Origin of the sequence: Bradyrhizobium barranii subsp. barranii, assembly GCF_017565645.3 — a bacterium.
Taxonomy (GTDB): domain Bacteria; phylum Pseudomonadota; class Alphaproteobacteria; order Rhizobiales; family Xanthobacteraceae; genus Bradyrhizobium; species Bradyrhizobium barranii.
Window position 1 is genome coordinate 4,223,075 of record NZ_CP086136.1, and the last position, 17,330, is coordinate 4,240,404.

At 61.6% G+C, this 17,330-nt stretch carries 20 protein-coding genes and 1 pseudogene; 11 read left to right on the plus strand and 10 right to left on the minus strand.

Going from position 1 to position 17,330, the window contains the following annotated elements:
• Complete coding sequence (locus J4G43_RS19845) at nucleotides 1–729, plus strand: SDR family NAD(P)-dependent oxidoreductase (RefSeq protein WP_208086022.1); 729 nt, start codon at nucleotides 1–3, stop codon at nucleotides 727–729.
• Between the two features lie 81 nt (nucleotides 730–810).
• On the opposite strand, the gene J4G43_RS19850 is transcribed toward J4G43_RS19845, so the two are convergent.
• From J4G43_RS19850 to J4G43_RS19865, 4 genes are all read right to left on the minus strand, one after another.
• Complete coding sequence (locus J4G43_RS19850; RefSeq protein ID WP_014496304.1) at nucleotides 811–1,293, minus strand: MarR family winged helix-turn-helix transcriptional regulator; 483 nt, start codon at nucleotides 1,291–1,293, stop codon at nucleotides 811–813.
• Entirely contained in the window at nucleotides 1,293–1,787 is a 495-nt protein-coding gene (locus J4G43_RS19855; protein ID WP_208086023.1) for a MarR family winged helix-turn-helix transcriptional regulator, read from the minus strand. Before J4G43_RS19855 ends, J4G43_RS19850 begins: the two co-directional genes overlap by 1 nt.
• Before the next feature lie 155 nt (nucleotides 1,788–1,942).
• On the minus strand, nucleotides 1,943–3,508 hold the full coding sequence (locus J4G43_RS19860) for an indolepyruvate oxidoreductase subunit beta family protein (protein WP_208086024.1): 1,566 nt from the start codon (nucleotides 3,506–3,508) through the stop codon (nucleotides 1,943–1,945).
• On the minus strand, nucleotides 3,505–5,664 hold the full coding sequence (locus J4G43_RS19865) for a thiamine pyrophosphate-dependent enzyme (protein ID WP_208086025.1): 2,160 nt from the start codon (nucleotides 5,662–5,664) through the stop codon (nucleotides 3,505–3,507). The genes J4G43_RS19860 and J4G43_RS19865 overlap by 4 nt, the downstream gene beginning before the upstream one ends.
• A gap of 386 nt (nucleotides 5,665–6,050) precedes the next feature.
• Here J4G43_RS19865 and J4G43_RS19870 point away from each other — a divergent pair, with 386 nt between their 5' ends.
• From J4G43_RS19870 to J4G43_RS19885, 4 genes and pseudogenes are all read left to right on the plus strand, one after another.
• A complete protein-coding gene (locus J4G43_RS19870) occupies nucleotides 6,051–7,157 on the plus strand; it encodes a cupin domain-containing protein (protein ID WP_208089361.1) in 1,107 nt (368 codons plus the stop codon).
• Between the two features lie 163 nt (nucleotides 7,158–7,320).
• Nucleotides 7,321–7,788, plus strand: a pseudogene (locus J4G43_RS56510) (fumarylacetoacetate hydrolase family protein); the annotation flags it as partial.
• 306 nt (nucleotides 7,789–8,094) lie between these two features.
• The gene (locus J4G43_RS19880) at nucleotides 8,095–8,532 is read left to right on the plus strand and encodes an acyl-CoA thioesterase (protein ID WP_208086026.1); all 438 of its coding nucleotides are present in this window, start codon (nucleotides 8,095–8,097) and stop codon (nucleotides 8,530–8,532) included.
• Nucleotides 8,529–9,278, plus strand: coding sequence for a hypothetical protein (locus tag J4G43_RS19885; protein WP_208086027.1), 750 nt, complete (start codon nucleotides 8,529–8,531; stop codon nucleotides 9,276–9,278). The genes J4G43_RS19880 and J4G43_RS19885 overlap by 4 nt, the downstream gene beginning before the upstream one ends.
• Nucleotides 9,279–9,322: 44 nt before the next feature.
• On the opposite strand, the gene J4G43_RS19890 is transcribed toward J4G43_RS19885, so the two are convergent.
• Together J4G43_RS19890 and J4G43_RS19895 are read right to left on the minus strand one after the other, a co-directional pair.
• Entirely contained in the window at nucleotides 9,323–9,862 is a 540-nt protein-coding gene (locus J4G43_RS19890; protein ID WP_321576336.1) for a peptidoglycan-binding domain-containing protein, read from the minus strand.
• 544 nt (nucleotides 9,863–10,406) lie between these two features.
• Complete coding sequence (locus J4G43_RS19895) at nucleotides 10,407–10,799, minus strand: cupin domain-containing protein (RefSeq protein WP_208086028.1); 393 nt, start codon at nucleotides 10,797–10,799, stop codon at nucleotides 10,407–10,409.
• 272 nt (nucleotides 10,800–11,071) lie between these two features.
• Between J4G43_RS19895 and J4G43_RS19900 the strand changes: the two genes are divergently transcribed.
• From J4G43_RS19900 to J4G43_RS19920, 5 genes are all read left to right on the plus strand, one after another.
• A complete protein-coding gene (locus J4G43_RS19900; protein WP_208086029.1) occupies nucleotides 11,072–11,287 on the plus strand; it encodes a dodecin family protein in 216 nt (71 codons plus the stop codon).
• 144 nt (nucleotides 11,288–11,431) lie between these two features.
• On the plus strand, nucleotides 11,432–11,737 hold the full coding sequence (locus J4G43_RS19905; protein ID WP_063984237.1) for a hypothetical protein: 306 nt from the start codon (nucleotides 11,432–11,434) through the stop codon (nucleotides 11,735–11,737).
• A gap of 151 nt (nucleotides 11,738–11,888) precedes the next feature.
• The gene (locus tag J4G43_RS19910) at nucleotides 11,889–12,068 is read left to right on the plus strand and encodes a hypothetical protein (RefSeq protein ID WP_208086030.1); all 180 of its coding nucleotides are present in this window, start codon (nucleotides 11,889–11,891) and stop codon (nucleotides 12,066–12,068) included.
• A 147-nt stretch (nucleotides 12,069–12,215) separates the two neighbouring features.
• Nucleotides 12,216–12,857 (plus strand): glutathione S-transferase family protein, encoded by a 642-nt coding sequence (locus J4G43_RS19915; protein WP_208086031.1) that lies wholly within the window; start codon nucleotides 12,216–12,218, stop codon nucleotides 12,855–12,857.
• 83 nt (nucleotides 12,858–12,940) lie between these two features.
• Nucleotides 12,941–13,270, plus strand: a complete 330-nt coding sequence (locus J4G43_RS19920; RefSeq protein ID WP_028155869.1) for a GcrA family cell cycle regulator — start codon at nucleotides 12,941–12,943, stop codon at nucleotides 13,268–13,270.
• Between the two features lie 214 nt (nucleotides 13,271–13,484).
• On the opposite strand, the gene J4G43_RS19925 is transcribed toward J4G43_RS19920, so the two are convergent.
• Together J4G43_RS19925 and J4G43_RS19930 are read right to left on the minus strand one after the other, a co-directional pair.
• A complete protein-coding gene (locus J4G43_RS19925) occupies nucleotides 13,485–14,636 on the minus strand; it encodes a sensor histidine kinase (protein ID WP_249814803.1) in 1,152 nt (383 codons plus the stop codon).
• 401 nt (nucleotides 14,637–15,037) lie between these two features.
• A complete protein-coding gene (locus J4G43_RS19930) occupies nucleotides 15,038–15,193 on the minus strand; it encodes a hypothetical protein (RefSeq protein ID WP_208086033.1) in 156 nt (51 codons plus the stop codon).
• Nucleotides 15,194–15,662: 469 nt separating this feature from the next.
• Here J4G43_RS19930 and J4G43_RS19935 point away from each other — a divergent pair, with 469 nt between their 5' ends.
• Complete coding sequence (locus J4G43_RS19935) at nucleotides 15,663–16,055, plus strand: hypothetical protein (RefSeq protein WP_210387341.1); 393 nt, start codon at nucleotides 15,663–15,665, stop codon at nucleotides 16,053–16,055.
• A gap of 403 nt (nucleotides 16,056–16,458) precedes the next feature.
• Here the strand turns inward: J4G43_RS19935 and J4G43_RS19940 are convergent, their stop codons facing one another.
• Both J4G43_RS19940 and J4G43_RS19945 read right to left on the minus strand, forming a co-directional pair.
• Nucleotides 16,459–17,025, minus strand: a complete 567-nt coding sequence (locus J4G43_RS19940) for a hypothetical protein (protein WP_063984233.1) — start codon at nucleotides 17,023–17,025, stop codon at nucleotides 16,459–16,461.
• A gap of 27 nt (nucleotides 17,026–17,052) precedes the next feature.
• Nucleotides 17,053–17,319: a hypothetical protein gene (locus J4G43_RS19945; protein ID WP_208086034.1), complete on the minus strand. Its 267-nt coding sequence runs from the start codon at nucleotides 17,317–17,319 to the stop codon at nucleotides 17,053–17,055.
• Between the last annotated feature and the right edge of the window lie 11 nt (nucleotides 17,320–17,330).

Below are 17,330 nucleotides of genomic sequence, written 5' to 3' on the forward strand. Positions count from 1 at the left end.
ATGAGCGAGATCCGCACCACACTCATCACCGGCGGCAATTCGGGGATCGGCGAGGCGCTGGCGAAAAAGCTCGTCGAGAGCGGGCAGCGCGTGGTCTCGGTCGGGCTGGAGAAGCCGGACTGGACGCATGATCTGCTCGCGGCCTATCGCGCTGATCTCTCCAATATCGAGGAGACGCGCGCGATCGCACAGGAGATCTGCCGCGATCACGCCGTCGATCGCCTCGTGCACAATGCCGGCGTGATCCTGCCGAACCTGCTGCCCGATGCGAAGCCGGAAGACATTTTGATGCTGGCGCAGCTGCATCTGGGCGCGCCGATGCTGCTGACCCAGGCGGCGCTGGATGGGATGCGTGCGCGCCACTTCGGCCGCATCGTGTTCGTCAGCTCGCGCGCCGCGATGGGCGCGGCGACGCGGTCGGCCTATTCAGCGACCAAGGCCGGCGTGCACGGCATGGCGCGCACCTGGGCGCTGGAGCTCGCCGCGAGCGGCATCACCGTGAACGTCGTGGCGCCAGGGCCGATCCTGACCGACAATTTCTGGGGCATCATCCCGAAAGGCTCCGAGCAGCAGGAGCGGATGGCGCGCAACGTGCCGGTCGGGCGGCTCGGCTCGCGCGAGGATGTCGCGCACGCCATCAGTTTCTTCCTCGACGAACGTTCCGATTTCGTCACCGGCCAGGTGCTCTATGTCTGCGGCGGCACCAGCCTCGTCGGCCTTGGCCCGTAGAGCATGATCCGGACCCGGAGGGCCGCGTTAGCGCAAAGTGTGAAGCGGTTTTCCGAAAAGATCGTGCTCCAATAAACGAGATCAGATCTGGTTCTGGCGGATATTCTCGACCATCCTGGCCAGCACGCGCGCGCAGACCTCGATGTCGTCGGGCTCGATGCCTTCGATCAGCTTGTCGTAGTTGCTCGCCATGATTGGCCAGATCTTGCGCAGCAGCGCCTCGCCGTCTGGGGTCAGACCTACGACGCGGCGGCGCTGGTCTTCCTCCGCGATCTCGCGCTTGACGAGGCCCGATGACACCATGGACTCGACCATGCGGCTCGCCGTCGACTGCTCGGTCACCGCGAGAACGGCGACCTCGTTGACCGTCAGGGTCTTGTAGATGAACAGGACCGACAGCGTCCGGAACACGACATTGTTGATGCCGTGGTCGCTCAGGTCGCGGTTCTGATCGAGATTCCAGCGATTGGCGAGCCGGTTGAACAGATACGGGATGTAGGTTTGCAGCTGGTCCCGCGTCCTCGGCGGACCCGACTTCCATCTGCTCTTGGATTCTCTGGCCATTATCTCTTGCGACTTTGCTTCTTGCTCTCGGTATGAAGTTTTGAAGAAAGGGATTTCAGTACGGACAACGCACCGTCCAGCTCCCGGGCCGAAACATTCTCGAGCCGTTTGCCGAGATGCTTCTTGTGGACGTCGGCTGCCTTCCTGAACAACGCTTCGCCCTTTGGCGTCAGGCGCACGATGAAGGACCGCCGGTCCTCGCTCGACATTTCCCTGCTGATGAGGTCGTCGGCGAGAAGACGCTGCACCAGCCCCGAGACGTTGCCGCCGGTGACTTTCAGATTTTGCGACAACTGCCCGAGCGCGAGGCCATCCCGGTAGCGATCGAGCTGGGCCAGCACGTCGAATTTTGCGAGCGACAGGCCGAACTCGGCGTTCAGCATCGCATTCAGCGACGCGAACAGCTCGCCATGCAGCGACAGCAATTGGAGCCAGAGCCGGGTTTCGATCTGCCCAGGGACGGGAACAATGTTCTCTTTGAGTGCTGCCGGCATTGCATGACCATCGAGTACAAGATGTCTCGTCGATTGGAGGGATTATCGCGGGTCTTTCGCTCCGATTAACAATTTGAGAATCGTAGTCAAGTCGCCTGATCCTGACGTCTCGTGGGTCGAACGGCAATCCACTCCCGCGTTCCCCTCCGATGGAATCATGCAAAAGTCTTGATGGTCTGGATCACGCCGTCGAGCTCCTTGCCGGCGCTGTCCTTCAGCGCGGCCTCGCGCAAGCGGCGGGCCCAATCGGCGGCATCCTCGCGTCGTTCGACCAGCTTGATCGCCGCCAGCGTCCTGTCGAATTTCGACAGCCCGCGGCTGTGGGTATCGGAATAGCCTTTCACGAGGCGTCGGCATTGCAGGATCTCGACACCGAGCTGGTAGTTGGCGGCGACCGCATCGGTTGCCGCCTTGAGCCATCCGTCCCGATGCGCGGTCTCGACCGCGTGACGCAGCGAGCGGCGTCGCAGGCCGCGTAGTCCGGCCACGACATAGAGCGTCAGGAACCAGGGCAGCGAGTAGGTCCGCACCCGGCGTCCCCGGTTGACGCGGCGATCGAGCCAGCCGAGCAGACGTGGCCGCGCGCCGAGCCAGCGGCTGAAGCCCGCGGGCAGCACGCCCATGACCTCCTCCATGCGCGGATGCATGAACTCGGTGGTCTGGAGCACCTGTCCCTCGGACATCTCGAGCTCGCTCTCGATGCGCGCGCGGCGACCAGCGCGCGTCTTCAGGTCGGCCACGCGGATGACGTCGTCATAGCTCATGGCGTTGGCGAGGTACTTAGCCGCGGTCTCCGTGAAGGCATAGGCGTGCGCACCACCGCCGGCGCTTCGGTCGGCCGCGTGCAACGTCTTGAGAATGTCGAGATACTCGGCGCCATAGGCGACGTCCTGGAAGTCGACCACCTTTTTCAGGCCGGCGCGAGCCATGGTGAGCGGGGGCTCGGGCAGTTCCTGCTTCAGTCTTGCGATGAGCCCGGCGAGTTCTGGATCGGGCGTTGCGGGAGAGGGGACGTGATCGGCCTGCTTTGATGGCGCTGGCGCGGCGACCTCGGGTGAGCCGGTCTTGACCCGGTCAAACGCGGCTTCAAACGTCTCCACGCTAGCCTTGGCGCCTTTCCCACTTGCGCGGATCACGTCGAGATAGCTGTCGCGGCTGAACGGCAGCACAGCGGCCGCCGCGAGCGCACCGAACATCGCGGCCGAGATGACGCTGCCATGCGCGATCGCCAGCGCGTTCAGATCGAAGATGATCTCGGTCTTGGCGGCGACCCCGATGGCGCCGGTGACGGCGCCGCCGTCGGCGATGCCGTTGCCCGGTGCAATCTTCTCGCCGATTGCAAACGACCGGTGGTTGGATGCGATCAACGTGGTTCGATCCGGCGTCACGAGGCCGCGCAGGATCGACCGGCCGGCCTCCATGAACTCCGCCGCCATCACCACGTCGACGTCGCCGGGCGTCGGCATCAACGACAGGATCGGCTTGCGGCCGTCGAGCGGCGGCATCGCCTCGATATAATAGATCGTGGCGCCGGTGCGCTGGGCGACGCCGGGTACCGAGGTCGATTGCGCGACCCAGCCATGGTTCTCGGCCAACTGAACGATCCAGTCGGTCAGCACGCCGCCGCCCTGGCCACCCATCGCGACGATCGCGATGGAGATCGGCCGCTCGGTTGCCTCGCCGGCGGCGGGGAGGGCCAGCCGGACCGTCTCGTCTCTCATGCCAATGCCTCGAGCGCCGGACGCCGGCGATCACGCCGCCGTTGCAACCAGCCGATCACGGCCATCGCGACCTTGGATTTGAACCTGTCCCAGCCGGTCGGATTGTGAATGACGTCCGCGCGATAGAACGAGGGGCAGAGCACGGCGGCCTCGGAGACCTCGCCGCAATTGCCGCAGCCGACGCAGGAATTGTCGATCGCGGCAACGGGATCGTCGCGCAGGGGATCGTCAAGCTGCTTCACCGAAAGCGACGGGCAGCCCGAGAGCCGGATGCAGGCATGGTCGCCGGTGCAGACGTCCTCGTCGACACCGAAGCGCTCCTTGACGGTGCGCACTCCGTCCTTGATGGCCTTGTTGATCTGCGGCTTCACGCGGCGCTGCTTGTTGAGCATGCATTCGGAGGAGGCGACGATGACCTTGGGGCCTTCCTCCTTGGTCGTCAGCGCTTCCTTCAGCGTGTCGCGCATCTTGCCGACATCATAGGTGCGGTCGAGTTGGCGCACCCACTGGCCGCCGATGCCCTTCACGGCCTTGACGATCGAATTGTTGGTGTCTCGCCGCTTGTTGGTCGCGCGCGACGACAGAATGTCCTGACCGCCGGTCGCCGAGGTGTAGAAATTATCGACGATGACGAAAACGCCGTCGTGCTTGTTGAACACGGCGTTGCCGATGCCGCTGGTCAGTCCGTTGTGCCAGAAGCCGCCGTCGCCCATCACCGCGATCGAGCGTTTGTCGGCCTTGACGTTGAAGGCCGAGGTCGAGGCCGGGCCAAGGCCGAAGCCCATGGTGGTCGCGCCGATATTGAAGGGCGGCAGGATCGAGAACAGATGGCAGCCGATGTCGGCCGAGACATGATGCTGGCCGAGCTCTTCCTCGACGAGCTTCATGGCGGCGAAGATCGGCCGCTCCGGGCACCCGGTGCAGAGCCCGGGCGGGCGCGCCGGCACAACCTGCTTCAGCTTTTCGACCGCGGGGTGATTGAGCACGGGAACGGCGTCCGGCGCCGGCGGCCGGTTGCCGAGCAGCCGCGGCTCGGTCTTCTCCAGGAAGTCCCGGACGCCGCCGAGCAGAACCTGCGCGGTGTAGTCGCCGCCCATCGGCAACACGTCCTTGCCGTGGATGCGCGCCTGGATGTCCCTGCGGCGCAGCACGGTGTTGATCGCCTGCTCCAGATATTCCGGCTGGCCTTCCTCGACGATCAGGACGGCGTCCTTGTCGACGCAGAACTCCGCGACCTCGGTGTCGATCACGGGGTAGGTGACGTTCATGACGTAGAGCGGAACCTGCGTGTTGCCGTAGGCATCCGACAGCCCGAGATATTGCAGCGCGCGGATCACGTTGTTGTACATGCCGCCCTGCATGATGATGCCGACCTTGCCCTGCTTCGGCCCCATCCATTCATTCAGCTTGTTGTCCCGGATGAAGCCGATCGCCGCGGGCATCCGCGTCTTGATCTTCTCCTGCTCGTGCTCATAGGCCGCCGGCGGCAGCACGATGCGGTTGACGTCGCGCCTGGGGTTGTTGAGAGCGTCCTTGATGGTGTGTGCCGGCTTGACGTTGTCCTTGCAGGCGAAGCTGCCGTGCATGTGACAGGCGCGGACGCGGACCTCGAGCATCACGGGCGTGTTCGAGAATTCGGAGAGCTCAAAGCCCTTCTCGATCAGATTGACGATGCACTCATGATCGGGGCGGGGATCGAGCAGCCACATCTGCGATTTCATCGCGAAGGCGTGGGTGCGCTCCTGCATGATGGAGGAGCCTTCGCCATAGTCCTCGCCGACGATGATCATGGTGCCGCCCGTGACGCCGCCCGAGGCGAGATTGGCGAGCGCGTCGGAGGCGACGTTGGTGCCGACCGTCGACTTCCACGCAACCGCGCCGCGCAGGGGATACATCACCGAGGCCGACAGCATCGCCGCCGCGGCCGCTTCGTTGGCGGAGCTCTGGAACACGACGCCGAGATCGTCGAGCACGTCCTTGGCGTCGGCGAGCACGTCCATCAGGTGCGAGATCGGCGAGCCCTGGTAGCCGCCGACATAGGCGACGCCGGATTGCAGCAGCGCCTTGGTGATGGCGAGGATGCCTTCGCCGCGGAACGTATCGCCATCGCCGAGCCGGAGATCCTCGACTTCGCGAGCAAAAGACCGTTCAGCCATTGCACCTTCCAGAAATATGCGATAGCATACGTTTACATGTGAAGTAAGTCAACGCCGCGCCATGCTATCACGCTTGCGGACCTCTGCTCCGGCAAGGCGATCATGAGCTAGCGACAGGGTAGGGCCAATGCTGAAGCTGCCTCGCTTTAGAGCCGCCGCCGTCCAGGCTTCACCTGTCTATCTCAACCCGGGCGCGACAGCCGACAAGGCGGCTTCACTGGTCCGTGAAGCCGCAGCCAATGCACGACATCATCAGGCGCTACAACCGGTTCGACATCTTCGATCTGCGGGTCGATCGCCGTCGGCCGGCGCCGCTTGGCAAATCGGAACGAGAGTTCGGGACGCGTCGCGTCAACGGTGCCAAAGGGCAGGACTTGGAGGATAGGATGCGCGAAAACATCGTCGGTCGGGCCAATGTCGAGGACACCCCCGAGCTTAAGGCCTATTACAAGGACCTCGAGAAGTACGAAGCCGGCGCGCTGTGGACGGTCGCCAACAAGATCGAGCCGTGGGCGCCGCAATCGGCCTCCGTTCCCGTGCTCTGGCGCTACAACGATCTGCGCGAGCACGTGCTGCGCTCGGTCGAGCTGGTCTCGCCGGAGAAGGCCGGGCGGCGGGTGATCTACCTCAACAATCCCGGCCGCCGCGACGTGTCGGCCGCGGTCGGTTGGCTTTATTCGGGATTGCAGGTGATGCATCCCGGCGAGGTCGCAACCGCGCACGCGCACTCGGCTTCAGCCCTGCGCTTCATCATGGAGGGTTCGGGCGCCTACACCATCGTCGACGGGCACAAGATGACGCTGGGGGCGCGGGATTTCGTGCTCACGCCGAACGGAACCTGGCACGAGCATGGCGTCGAAGGCAACGGCTCGGTGTGCATCTGGCAGGACGGCCTGGACATCCCGCTGGTCAACGCGCTGGAGGCGAATTTTTTCGCGGTCCATCCCAAGGTGCAACAGGAAGACTCCGGCTATCCCGTGGACGACATGACCAAGACCTGGGGCAATCCCGGGCTTCGGCCGGCGGATTCGAAATGGTCGAAGGGCTATTCCCCGATGTTCAAATACGAGTGGGAGCCGACCTACGAGTCCTTGCGCAAATATGCCGCCGCGACCGACGGTTCGCCCTATGACGGCATTCTCATGAACTACGTCAATCCGATCTCTGGCGGACACGTGATGCAGACGATCGGCGCGAGCATGCAGCTGCTGCGGCCGGGCGAGAAGACGAAGTCGCATCGGCACACCGGCAGCTTCATCTACCAGGTCGCCAAGGGGCGCGGCTATTCGATCATCGCCGGCCAGCGTTTCGAGTGGCAGGAGCGCGACATCTTCTGCGTTCCCTCCTGGGCCTGGCATGAGCACGGCAACGCCTCGAGCAGCGAGGACGCCTGCCTGTTCTGCTTCAACGATCTGCCCGTCATCGAGAGTCTCGGCTTCTACCGGGAAGAGGCCTATGGCGACAACGCCGGCCATCAGCCAGTCGCGGCCTGACGTCCCCGCACAGAATTCAACCGAAAGAGCCGGATAAAGCTTCATGCGCCTTGTTACCTACACCTTGGGCTCCAGTGGTGCCCGCCTCGGGGTCCTCGTTGACGGATTGGTCGTGGACGTCGAGCACCTCGGTGCGTCGCATGGCTTTGCATGGCCGAGCGACATGTTGTCGTTCATCGACAACAGCGTGACGCTGCTGCCGGCGCTGAAGGAGCGTCTGGACGATGCCGATGGACGCTTGCCGGCCGGCTCCGCCGTTCCGCTCGAGGACGTGAAGCTGCAGGCCCCGATCCCGCGGCCCCGCAAGAACATTTTTGGCATCGGGCTGAACTACCGTGCGCATGTGGCGGAGTCCGCCAAGAGCCTGGACACGGACAAGGATCTGCCGAAGCAGCCGGTCGTCTTCTCCAAGCCGCCGACCTCTGTGATCGGTCCGGGTGGTGCAATCCAGCATAATGCGAAGATGACGCAGCAACTCGACTGGGAAGTCGAGCTCGCCGTCATCATCGGCAAGACCGCAACCCGCATCGCGACCGACAAGGCGATGGACCACGTCTTCGGCTATTCGGTGATGATCGACATCTCCGCGCGCGACAATCGCCGCGCCGGCCAGTGGATCTTCTCCAAGGGCATGGACACCTACGCGCCGTTCGGCCCCTGCATCGTGACGGCGGACGAGATTCCCGACCCTGTGGCTGACCAAGAACGGGGTCATGAAGCAGGACTCCAATACCAAATACATGATCTTCGACATCCCGGTCCTGATATCGGATATTTCATCGGGCATGACGCTGGAGCCGGGCGACATCATCGCTACGGGAACGCCGGAAGGCGTCGGAGCCGGCAGGACTCCCCAGGAATGGCTGTGGCCGGGCGACGTGATCGAAGCGGGGGTCGACGGCGTCGGTGTCATCAGGCATCCGGTCGTTGCGATCTGATGGCGTCGTTCTCGTTCGATCGCGAGCTGAGATTCGGAGACTGCGATCCCTCGGGGATCGCGTACTTCCCGTCCTACCTGAACATCCTCAACGGGGTCGTCGAAGACTTCTGGGCGAGAATTGGATTTCCATGGCCGGAGCTGATCACGGTCCGGAGGATCGGGACGCCCACGGTGCATCTGTCCTGCGACTTTTCCCGGCCGTCGATGTTCGGCGACCTCCTGACGTTCAACTTGCATATCAGCCGGGTCGGCGGATCGTCGATCCATTTGGAGCATGTCGTCTCCGGCGCGAACGGCATGCGCTGGCGCGCCCGCCAGATCCTGGCCGCGACGTCGCTGGTGGATCACCATGCGATCCCGTGGCCGGATGACATTCGCGCCGCGCTGATGGCGCATGTGAGCGCGGGCGAGGGCGCTGAGGCAAGGCCCGCATGATCTCGCTGTTCATGACATTCGCCGATCCGGCAGGCGAACGGCGAATTCATCCTGACGAGGTTGACGCCGTGGCGGAGCTGGTCGGATCGATCCCTGACACGACCGAGGGCCTGCTGTTCACGCCGCTCGAGGAGTCCGTCGATCATCCCTACAAGGCCGATGGCTCCGGCCCGGTGTTTGCGCTTCAACTCCGGTTTCCGGACCTGCTCGCCTGCGAGGCGGCAATGGACCGCGGTGGCATCCTTGCCGGTCTCGCGACGGGGGCCGGACTGGCGAGCCTCACCGGCTTGGACGTCACGCACCAGGTCATGCTGACGCGCGCGTTTCCCGTCGATGCCGCCGAACATCCGCCAGGCACGACCACTCCGTGCAGCTACCTCGTGCACTATCCCGGCCCGGCCGAGGACATGAACGCCTGGAACCTGCACTATCTGGAGCACCATCCATCGATCATGCGAACCTTCCCGGCCGTTCGCCAGATCGAGATCTACACCCGGATCGATTGGGTCGACCGGCTGCCGTCGCAGCGCGTCGAGCACATGCAGCGCAACAAGCTGGTGTTCGACAGCCCGCAAGCCCTCGCGCACGCGCTCGGCTCCGACGTGATCAGGCGCATGCGCGCGGACTTCGTCCAGTTCCCGCCATTCGCAGGCGGCAACAAGCATTTTCCGATGCTGACGCGGGTGGTTCGACCCGGGTACTCAAGAACCGAGAGTGCGGGAAATAGCCGGGGCGTGCACCCATAAATTCAGATTGGTCGGCGGAGCTAACGTGCGCGCCACGTTATCGGTCACCTGCGTCCGAACAGGCCTCCCACCACGCCGCCAATCAGTCCACCGGGACCGCCCCCACTGTGCTGATGGCGAGCACCCGTGCGACGACGGGCCGGACGGTCGTCATCGGATTTGTCGCTGCCCTTGAAGCTGGCATGCGCCGCCGAGGCGGACTCGGTCAGTAGCGCCTGATGCTGCAGCGGGTTTAGGAAGCCTGTCCTGGGATAGCCGTGTGCCGCCTGCCAGCGCGCGATGACGGCGCGGGTCGACCCGTCGAACTGTCCGTTGACCTTGGTGTCGAAACCGAGACCGGTCAGCCGGCGCTGTACGTCGCGACGCTTTCCCTTGTTGAGGCCGATCTGATCTTCGGTTTCCTGATTTGCCTCGCCGGCAACGATCGTTGGATCGACGGATGCGATCAGCTCACGGTCGGTCGTGCTCGGACCCGCCGCGGCAGCATTTGCACCGACGAGAATTCCCAAGACTGATAATGCAAGGATGAAGACACGCAATGGCATATTCTTCGCTGATCTTAAGTCTGATTTCGCGTTGAACACCTGTATCGGTTCAAATGCACCGCTGTGACACTCAAACTTCCGTCGGTGTCCAAATCAAAGGTCAACTCCGGGTTCCGTCGCTGGCAACTGTTTCAGAGGTCACTTGTTCCTTGGTAGGCGTGGATTGTTACACTGCCTTGCTCTGAGACTGCCTAACGGGAAGGACAATCGGCGCCCCCGCTTTGGGCTATTCGGCTTCAATGTTCGCCGAGTACGCCCGGGCGATAATCTCTATCGCCTGCCGGGCGTGCGAACTCCGGCCGCTTGCGCATCCGGTGCATGCGCTTGGACACAGGATCTGAAACGGGAAGCGGGTGGTTGCTCGCTTTGAGGCGCCCAAGCCGACGCTGAATGTGGCATTAGAAGCAACATTAAAAGTGCTGCTCTCGACAAGCGCCCCAATTGTCGGAACAAGCATTGCTTTGGAGCAAGCTATTTGGACCAAAATGAAGGAGTCATGTCAGCTTCGGGTCACGTGTGGGCGTTGCAGGATCGAGTGCTAAAGTCGGCTTTCGGCGTCGTGGGCGATGGCGATCCCCGCGAACTATGGGGGCGGCAAATCGAGGCCGTTGGGTAGCCTGATCCAAAGAACGGTTTGCTCGTCTGGGGAATGACGAGACAGATGGCCCTTTCCGTGTGTGTCCTCCACCAACACGAACTCGCCCGCAGAGACGTGCCGCACCTCGCCGTCGCTCGTCTCGTATTCGACCGCGCCAGTCAGTCTGACAGTCAATACCCGCGCTGGAACGGTGTGCCACTCAACCTGTCGCATACCGGCAGGGATTTGAGTAACCTCCATGCTTGACGCGAGATAGCGCTGGGACACCTGAAACGGCTTGGCACCGGGAGCGACGGTCAACTTTGCCGTCATGGGGATTTCCACTTCACCGAAGTGAGATTCACCGTCCGGGGTTGCGTATATCCGAAGACACTTCATCGGCTGTCACCTTTTGGCTCGCCAGCGCAAACAAGACCACCCTACCATGACCGCGGCGAGGGTGATCGCGGCTCTGACGGGTTGGTCCGCTACGGGCGACGGCCCGCTTCGGGCCAAAAGCCGCCATCCCCGCCAAATGCGGTTTGTTCTTACGGGGCCCCCGGGCGACGTCCGAGGCCGTATCGCGTCGTATCAGCGCCGACATCCTGATGCTAGATTTCACAACGGCGGGGAGCAGCTGCTTCCTGCTTCAGACCGAACAGGAGGACGATATGCCTGATAGCGTCTACAAGGTCATTGAACTGATCGGTACCAGCAGTGACTCATGGGAGAAGGCGGCCGCCAATGCGGTCGGGCAAGCTGCAAAAACTCTCCGGGATCTTCGCATTGCAGAGGTCGTCAAGCTCGATATGCAACTGGATGAGAAGGGAAACATAGAGGCCTATCGCGCCAAGCTCAACGTCTCGTTCAAGTTCGAGGGGTCCTGAGCCTCGGCACCTCGCCCCCGCTTGCGGGGCGAGGTTGGCTCACTGAAGAAAGGCGCGCGGCCATTCGGGAAGCAGCGCCCTGGTCCGACCGGGAGCCGGTATGCTTTGATGCGTGGGACGGGAACTGCAACGCGTGGTGGCCTCATGTACATCGTCATTCGCAAGTACACCAGGGTTCGTTCGGTCGCGGACGCTGCTCGCCGCGCCAAGAGCGGCGTCGGTCAGATCCTGAAGCAATCGCACGGATTCAGATCTTACTACGTGCTGGATGGGGGCGACGGCGTTGGTGTCGCCGTGATGATATTCGAGGACCGCGAAAGCGCCAATGCAGCGAACGCCAGGATAATGGAGTTTATTCAAGCAAGTCTGCATGACCTCGATCTCGGGGATCCCGAAATCACTGCCGGCGAAGTGTTGGTAAATATAGAACCTGATGCGTCCTCGGCATGAAGTATTCGTAAACGCCGCCAGTTGCGTGGGGGGCGGCCCCTGCCGCTGCCGTCGATCTGGTCGCCGTCGCGCAGGAGCGATCGCGCCCTGGACATCCGGATGTCGTCGGTCAGGAATATTCGACTGCGCATGCTTTTCGAGGAGTAACAACATGAGGCAACACGATTTCGAAGCATTTTTCATCACAGCGCCCGTCTGGACGCCGCTCGTAGCTATGGGCACCGCGATGCCGCCCCGAGATCCTGATGAAGACGAGGAGGACGACGAGGGCGACGAAGAGGAGGATGAAGCCGACGAGCCGGCGGTCGTACGCGAGCCGGATGAAGACTAGGCCGTGAACCCATAAAGTAGGGAGGACCGGCGCTGCATGATGCCGAGTATTCAACCTTGTGCATATCGTGTCAGCGCGATAGCAGCAGGTGTGGAAATCTCGCTCCTGCGAATTAAGGCACTTAAGCCAACGTAAGGACGCTCAAGTATGCTCACTGTCTATGGCGAAGGTCGTGGGTTCCGCGTCGTTTGGCTGCTCGAGGAATTGGGGGTAGCTTATCGGCTGCGCCCGGTCGATCTGTTCGCTATCGAGAATGATCCCGATTTTCTTGCGATCAACCCCGCCGGCTTTATCCCGGCGCTGCAGGACGGCGAGATGATCATGGTCGAGTCGATCGCGATCCTCGAATACCTGCTCGCCCGCCACGGCCCGAGCCCGCTCGCCGTCGCCCCGGATGATCCGGCTTTCGCCGCCTATCTGCAATTCCTCCATTTGGGAGAGGCCGGGCTCGCTGGACCAATGAACGCCGTCATCGTCGGTCGCGCATTCGCCCCCGCAGCAGAGCGAAACGCCCGGGTCACAATCTGGGCACTGGAGACCTTTCATAGCCGGCTGGGATTGGTCATCCAGCGTCTCGCAAATCGTCCATTTCTCGCCGGAGACCGGTTCACTGCTGCTGACATTTCAGTGAGCTACGCACTCCTGCTTGGTCTGCGAACCAGCAACTATACCCCGGGTTCAGTCGAGCGTGCCTATCTCGCCCGTACGACGACACGCCCCGCCTACGCCCGGGCGATGGAAATCTGCCAAGCCACCAAGGCTTGGGCGGAGAGATCACCAGCGTTGTAGAGCCAAGTCGTGAATCCATAGAAGGGATTCCCGCGAGCGGCCTGGACTAGCCAGTGTCGGTCAGTCCGCGCTATAATCTCTCCATGGGCTGGGATGCGAAAGACGTAGCGCTGCTCAAAAGGCTCTGGGCCGCAGGACAGAGCGCGGCACAGATTGCGCGCCGTCTCGGGTGTAGCCGTAACGCGGTCTGCGGGATGCTAACCCGTTCGGGCTTGAAGCGTGGCCACAAGCCGCCAACAGCAAGACCCAAGATAAGGCCGCCCCCGAAGCCAAGGCCGGCGTCGTCGGCCGCCCTGGTACGTCGAGTAGAGAAGAAGGTGTCGCGAAGCACCGCAGAGAAGCAGCAGCCCAAGGAATTCAGCAAGCAGCAGCTGTACGCCATTCTAGCTGAGGCGGTCAGGAACACTGGCTAAGCGCTAACCACGACGGGCGTTACGCTCCGCGTCCGTGTCCTGGTCCAACTCGAACGGTTCGGCTGTCGTGACCATTCCCCAAGCCTTGGTCTGCTTCGGGTCAATCGCGTCGGTTTGGTTCTCCCGAGACGACTTCCGGTCAGCCCCAGTGAGCGGACATCTTTAGTACCCCTCGCCAGGTCTCAAACGGGCCATTAGCGGAAGTGGACAATCGTCAAGCGGCTGCAGCGACTGAGCTAAGTGGAACATCCAGCGAATAGATGAAGCCGGACGGTTGGTAGGCGAGCTGCACTTGGCCGTTCAATTGTTGACCGAGAGACTTCATCATGCGGGTGCCGAAGCTTTGCCGTACCGGCGGCTCAACCGCGGGTCCACCGCTTTCAGTCCAGACAAGGCGAAGCCTTTGTTTGGGCTCATCGATCGTCCACGCGATTTCCACGCGCCCAGCAGGGACGGAAAGAGCGCCAAATTTGGTCGTGTTCGTGCACAGCTCATTGAAAGTCATCGCAAGCGCAATGACCGCGCCTGATGTAATTCTGAGATCCGGCCCGTTGAAATGGAAGCGCCGGCCCCCTTGGCTGTCGTACGGCTCCGTTGCGCTGCTAAAGGTGTGGGTAAGACTTGCGCTCGCCCAACTGACCTGCATCAGCAAATCGTGGGCTCGGCCCAATGCGGTTAACCGCCCCTCCATGGCCTTCTGGCCGGCCTCGATACTCGGCGCTGCACGAAAGCTCTGGGACGCGATCGCGCTCACCGTGGCAAGCGTATTCTTGATGCGATGATGTAGTTCACCAAGGATCAGCTTCTGCAACTTGTCGGCGGCCTCGCGTTCCTTGGCGTCGATCCCGGCCTGGATAAGTAAGGTCTCAGCATCGATGCCGGCTTGCTCCAGCAGCAGCCGGAGGCTGTCATTTTCCGCCGACAACACAACTTCCTGCGCGGAGCGGGGCGACGGGGCAATTGGTTCTGCGCCGGGCAGCGCCACATTCACCGACAATATCGTTGCGTCAGGAAAAATTCTCAATGCGCCCGCGCCGACCATATCCTGCAATTCAGCGATCATTTGTTCAACACCCAGCGGTTTGCCAAAGAAACGACTTTGCGCCGGCCTTTCCGCGTCTGACGGCTTCACTTGACCGGAAACCAGGATGATCTTGATGGAGGGCCAACGGTCGTGGACCGCGTGGGCGAGCTTCAAGCCGTCGATGCTGCCGGGCATTTGAATATCGGTGAAAAGCAGGGAAATGTCCGAACGGGATTCAAGAATTGAAATTGCCTCGTCGGCGTTGACCGCCTCGACCGGGTTAAACCCCGCGTCCTCCACGATGTCGACCGCGCGCATGCGCAGAATCATCTCGTCTTCCACGACTAGAACGCTCGGCACCGGCGTTAAATCTGTCGACACGGATAGCCTCGTTCGTCATACAGCCGATTACAGATCGGCCCCTGGCGTAGTTGAGCGAATTTGTTAAAGGTGGAGACGGCAGCAGTTGTTCGCCCATCTCAGCGACCGTTGAGCATTTACAGCAACCATTGCTGCGCCCTTCACGGACAGATAGCGAGCTAATTCGCGTCATCCGAAGGACTGGTCGCGTCGAACCGTGGCTTCGGTCAGGGATCAGGCCGAACAACAACCGGAAAACGAAAACGTTCCAATAAGACCGCTTATGTTGTGAGACCGCTCACTCGACGTTCCTGCCCGGCTTATTTGGCGGGTGATGCAGATGAGACTTCCGCTGCGCTGAGAGGAACTCCAACCGTCAGCCCTTAGGCCTCTTCTTGGCCGTTAGCTTTCTTTTCGAGTTCGTCAATTCTATCGAGCGCGTTGCTCAGGAGCTCTCCCATGACCAGCAGCGTCGAGTAGAGTTGCTGCGACATTCCGGGCGCTGCAGCCTTAATTACTCGTTTGATTTCTTCTCTCATTCCATCGCCCTTCCGTCCAAGTCGCGTCTCGGGTTGTATCACTTGGAGTTATAGATGCTAGTAGGAGGGACACCAAATGGCGAGCTGCCGGCTTCACTACTCAAAGTGAGCCGTTCGCTCTAACGCACACGGCGGACCGCGAATATCAAGCCAAGGCGGATCTGGGTCGGAAGGTCAGCTAAGGGTCAAAAGCAGCAGTGGGCGCCAAGCTGTATCGGCGTCCGGTTTGCCCCTGACAGTCGACATGACACGCGCTCAATTGACCTTCGGCTAAGGGCCATAAGCGAGCGCGGCAAAACATGCCAGCGCATGCTCCGGCAAATGCTATTGGTCCATGCTTGGGCGGGGTTAACGCTGCGCCGGCGAGCCAGAAAGTCCTTGACGCAACAGAACACCACGGATTTGGATCGGTCGGAAGACCTTGATTGGACGATGGACGGAGCCGACCCGTGGGATTTTGCTGAGAATTATGCTCGTAACCGCTCTCGTGAACCTTGCTCCAGCCGTCGCCCAGGCGCCGAAGAAAGCCGTCGCTTCTCCTGCCTTGCAGAAGGAATTCGATGGCTTCATCGCGAAGTTTCGCGCGGCGCTGAGGACAAACGATTCCGCCGCCGTCGCCGGTATGACACGATTGCCGTTCATGAACGACAGCGCAATTCGCGACGCCGCGCAATTTCGCGCAAAGACCTATCCGACCTCGTTCACGGCGAAAAATCGCGCGTGTATCCAGCGCGGCAAGGCCGTCTACGATCGCAATCAGGAGAACAATGACAATTACTTCGTCTTCTGCGGCGAGCTCATCTTCGTCTTTACCAAGACGCCCGCGGGCTTCCTTTTTACGGAGGTCGGCGCGAATGACTGATCAGGCAACAATGCTATCCACTGCCGCCGGACGTATGATCGGCGCCTCGCTCAGCGACGTATTGGATACCGCAACCTAGGCGATGGGCCGCACTCATCAACGGAAAGACTCGCCGCGAGCACAACGAGTCGGCTCAGCTCCCCATTAACGGACATGCAAACGGACAGCGGCGACTTCGCCTTCGGGGCACACCCGGAAGAACTCGGGCTGAGCCTATCAAGTCTGCTTCACCCCCAAGGAGCGGACATCTAGCGGACATGCCGGGTCGACCGCTTGGGGCCACAAGCGGACCATCTGACCCAAATTACGAACAGAAGAAGAGCCCAGCTGTGGTGTGCTAGGCTCTCGTTCAGCGATTGATGCCGCCTCAACAACCATCTTTACGGCGACATCGGGTTCAGGATCATTTGATTTCCCAGGACGTGTTGTGCGGGATGTCCATCGCAAAATAATCGCCAGAGCCAGCCAGCGCAGGCATAGCTATGCACGCAAATGGTTCGCTTCCGGTGATGCCCTTGTACTTACCGGTGCCGCCGGTGATGATATGCGTTCCACAATCCATCTTCGGCTGGGCCTTGTCGAGGTCTCGAGTATCGAAGGTCGAGAAAATCTTGTCGCCGTCGCTGTCGGCGAGCACGCAAGCGCCGTCAATGTATTTCTTGTCTCCGGACGCGACGTTCAGCGCCACGCAGCGTGCTGACATCTTGTCCAGCATCTTCTCTCCCTTCATGTTTTGAGTGGTCCCGACCGCCTCCAGCGTAGTGGCCTTGCCGAGTTCGGCGGTGTCAATGCTCATCAAGGGCCGAAAAATAAAGTGCGTCACATAAGGAGTAGTCCCCTTCTTTTCAATCGGCTCTCCCGCGACAGCCGCGGGGGCAAAGGACACGAGCGCTGCAGCAAAAGCCGTTGCTTTGGTGAGTCTCATCGCTGCGGTGACTGTGGGGACTATGCGCACGTTGATGGAGTTCATGAGTGCCTCCTTAGATCAAGCGGCGGTTCAGGTCTCCGCCGTGAACTGCCGCGAGTTGAAATCGACCTGCGTATGCTTTCTCTTGTCAAATCGAGTTTGCACGCCGGCGCCGAGCGTCAACGTGATCATGCTTTCTTGATGCTTCGCCTTGGACTGACGAAGTATGTGGGGATGGTGGCTCCAATCATCGGTTTTGACCTCAATACAAGGCTCGACCGAACGACCTGGAATATTAGCATAATAGCAGGGAACGCGGCGAACGTCAGCGTCATGCCCGGAATACGCAGCACGCACCGTCAGCTGTC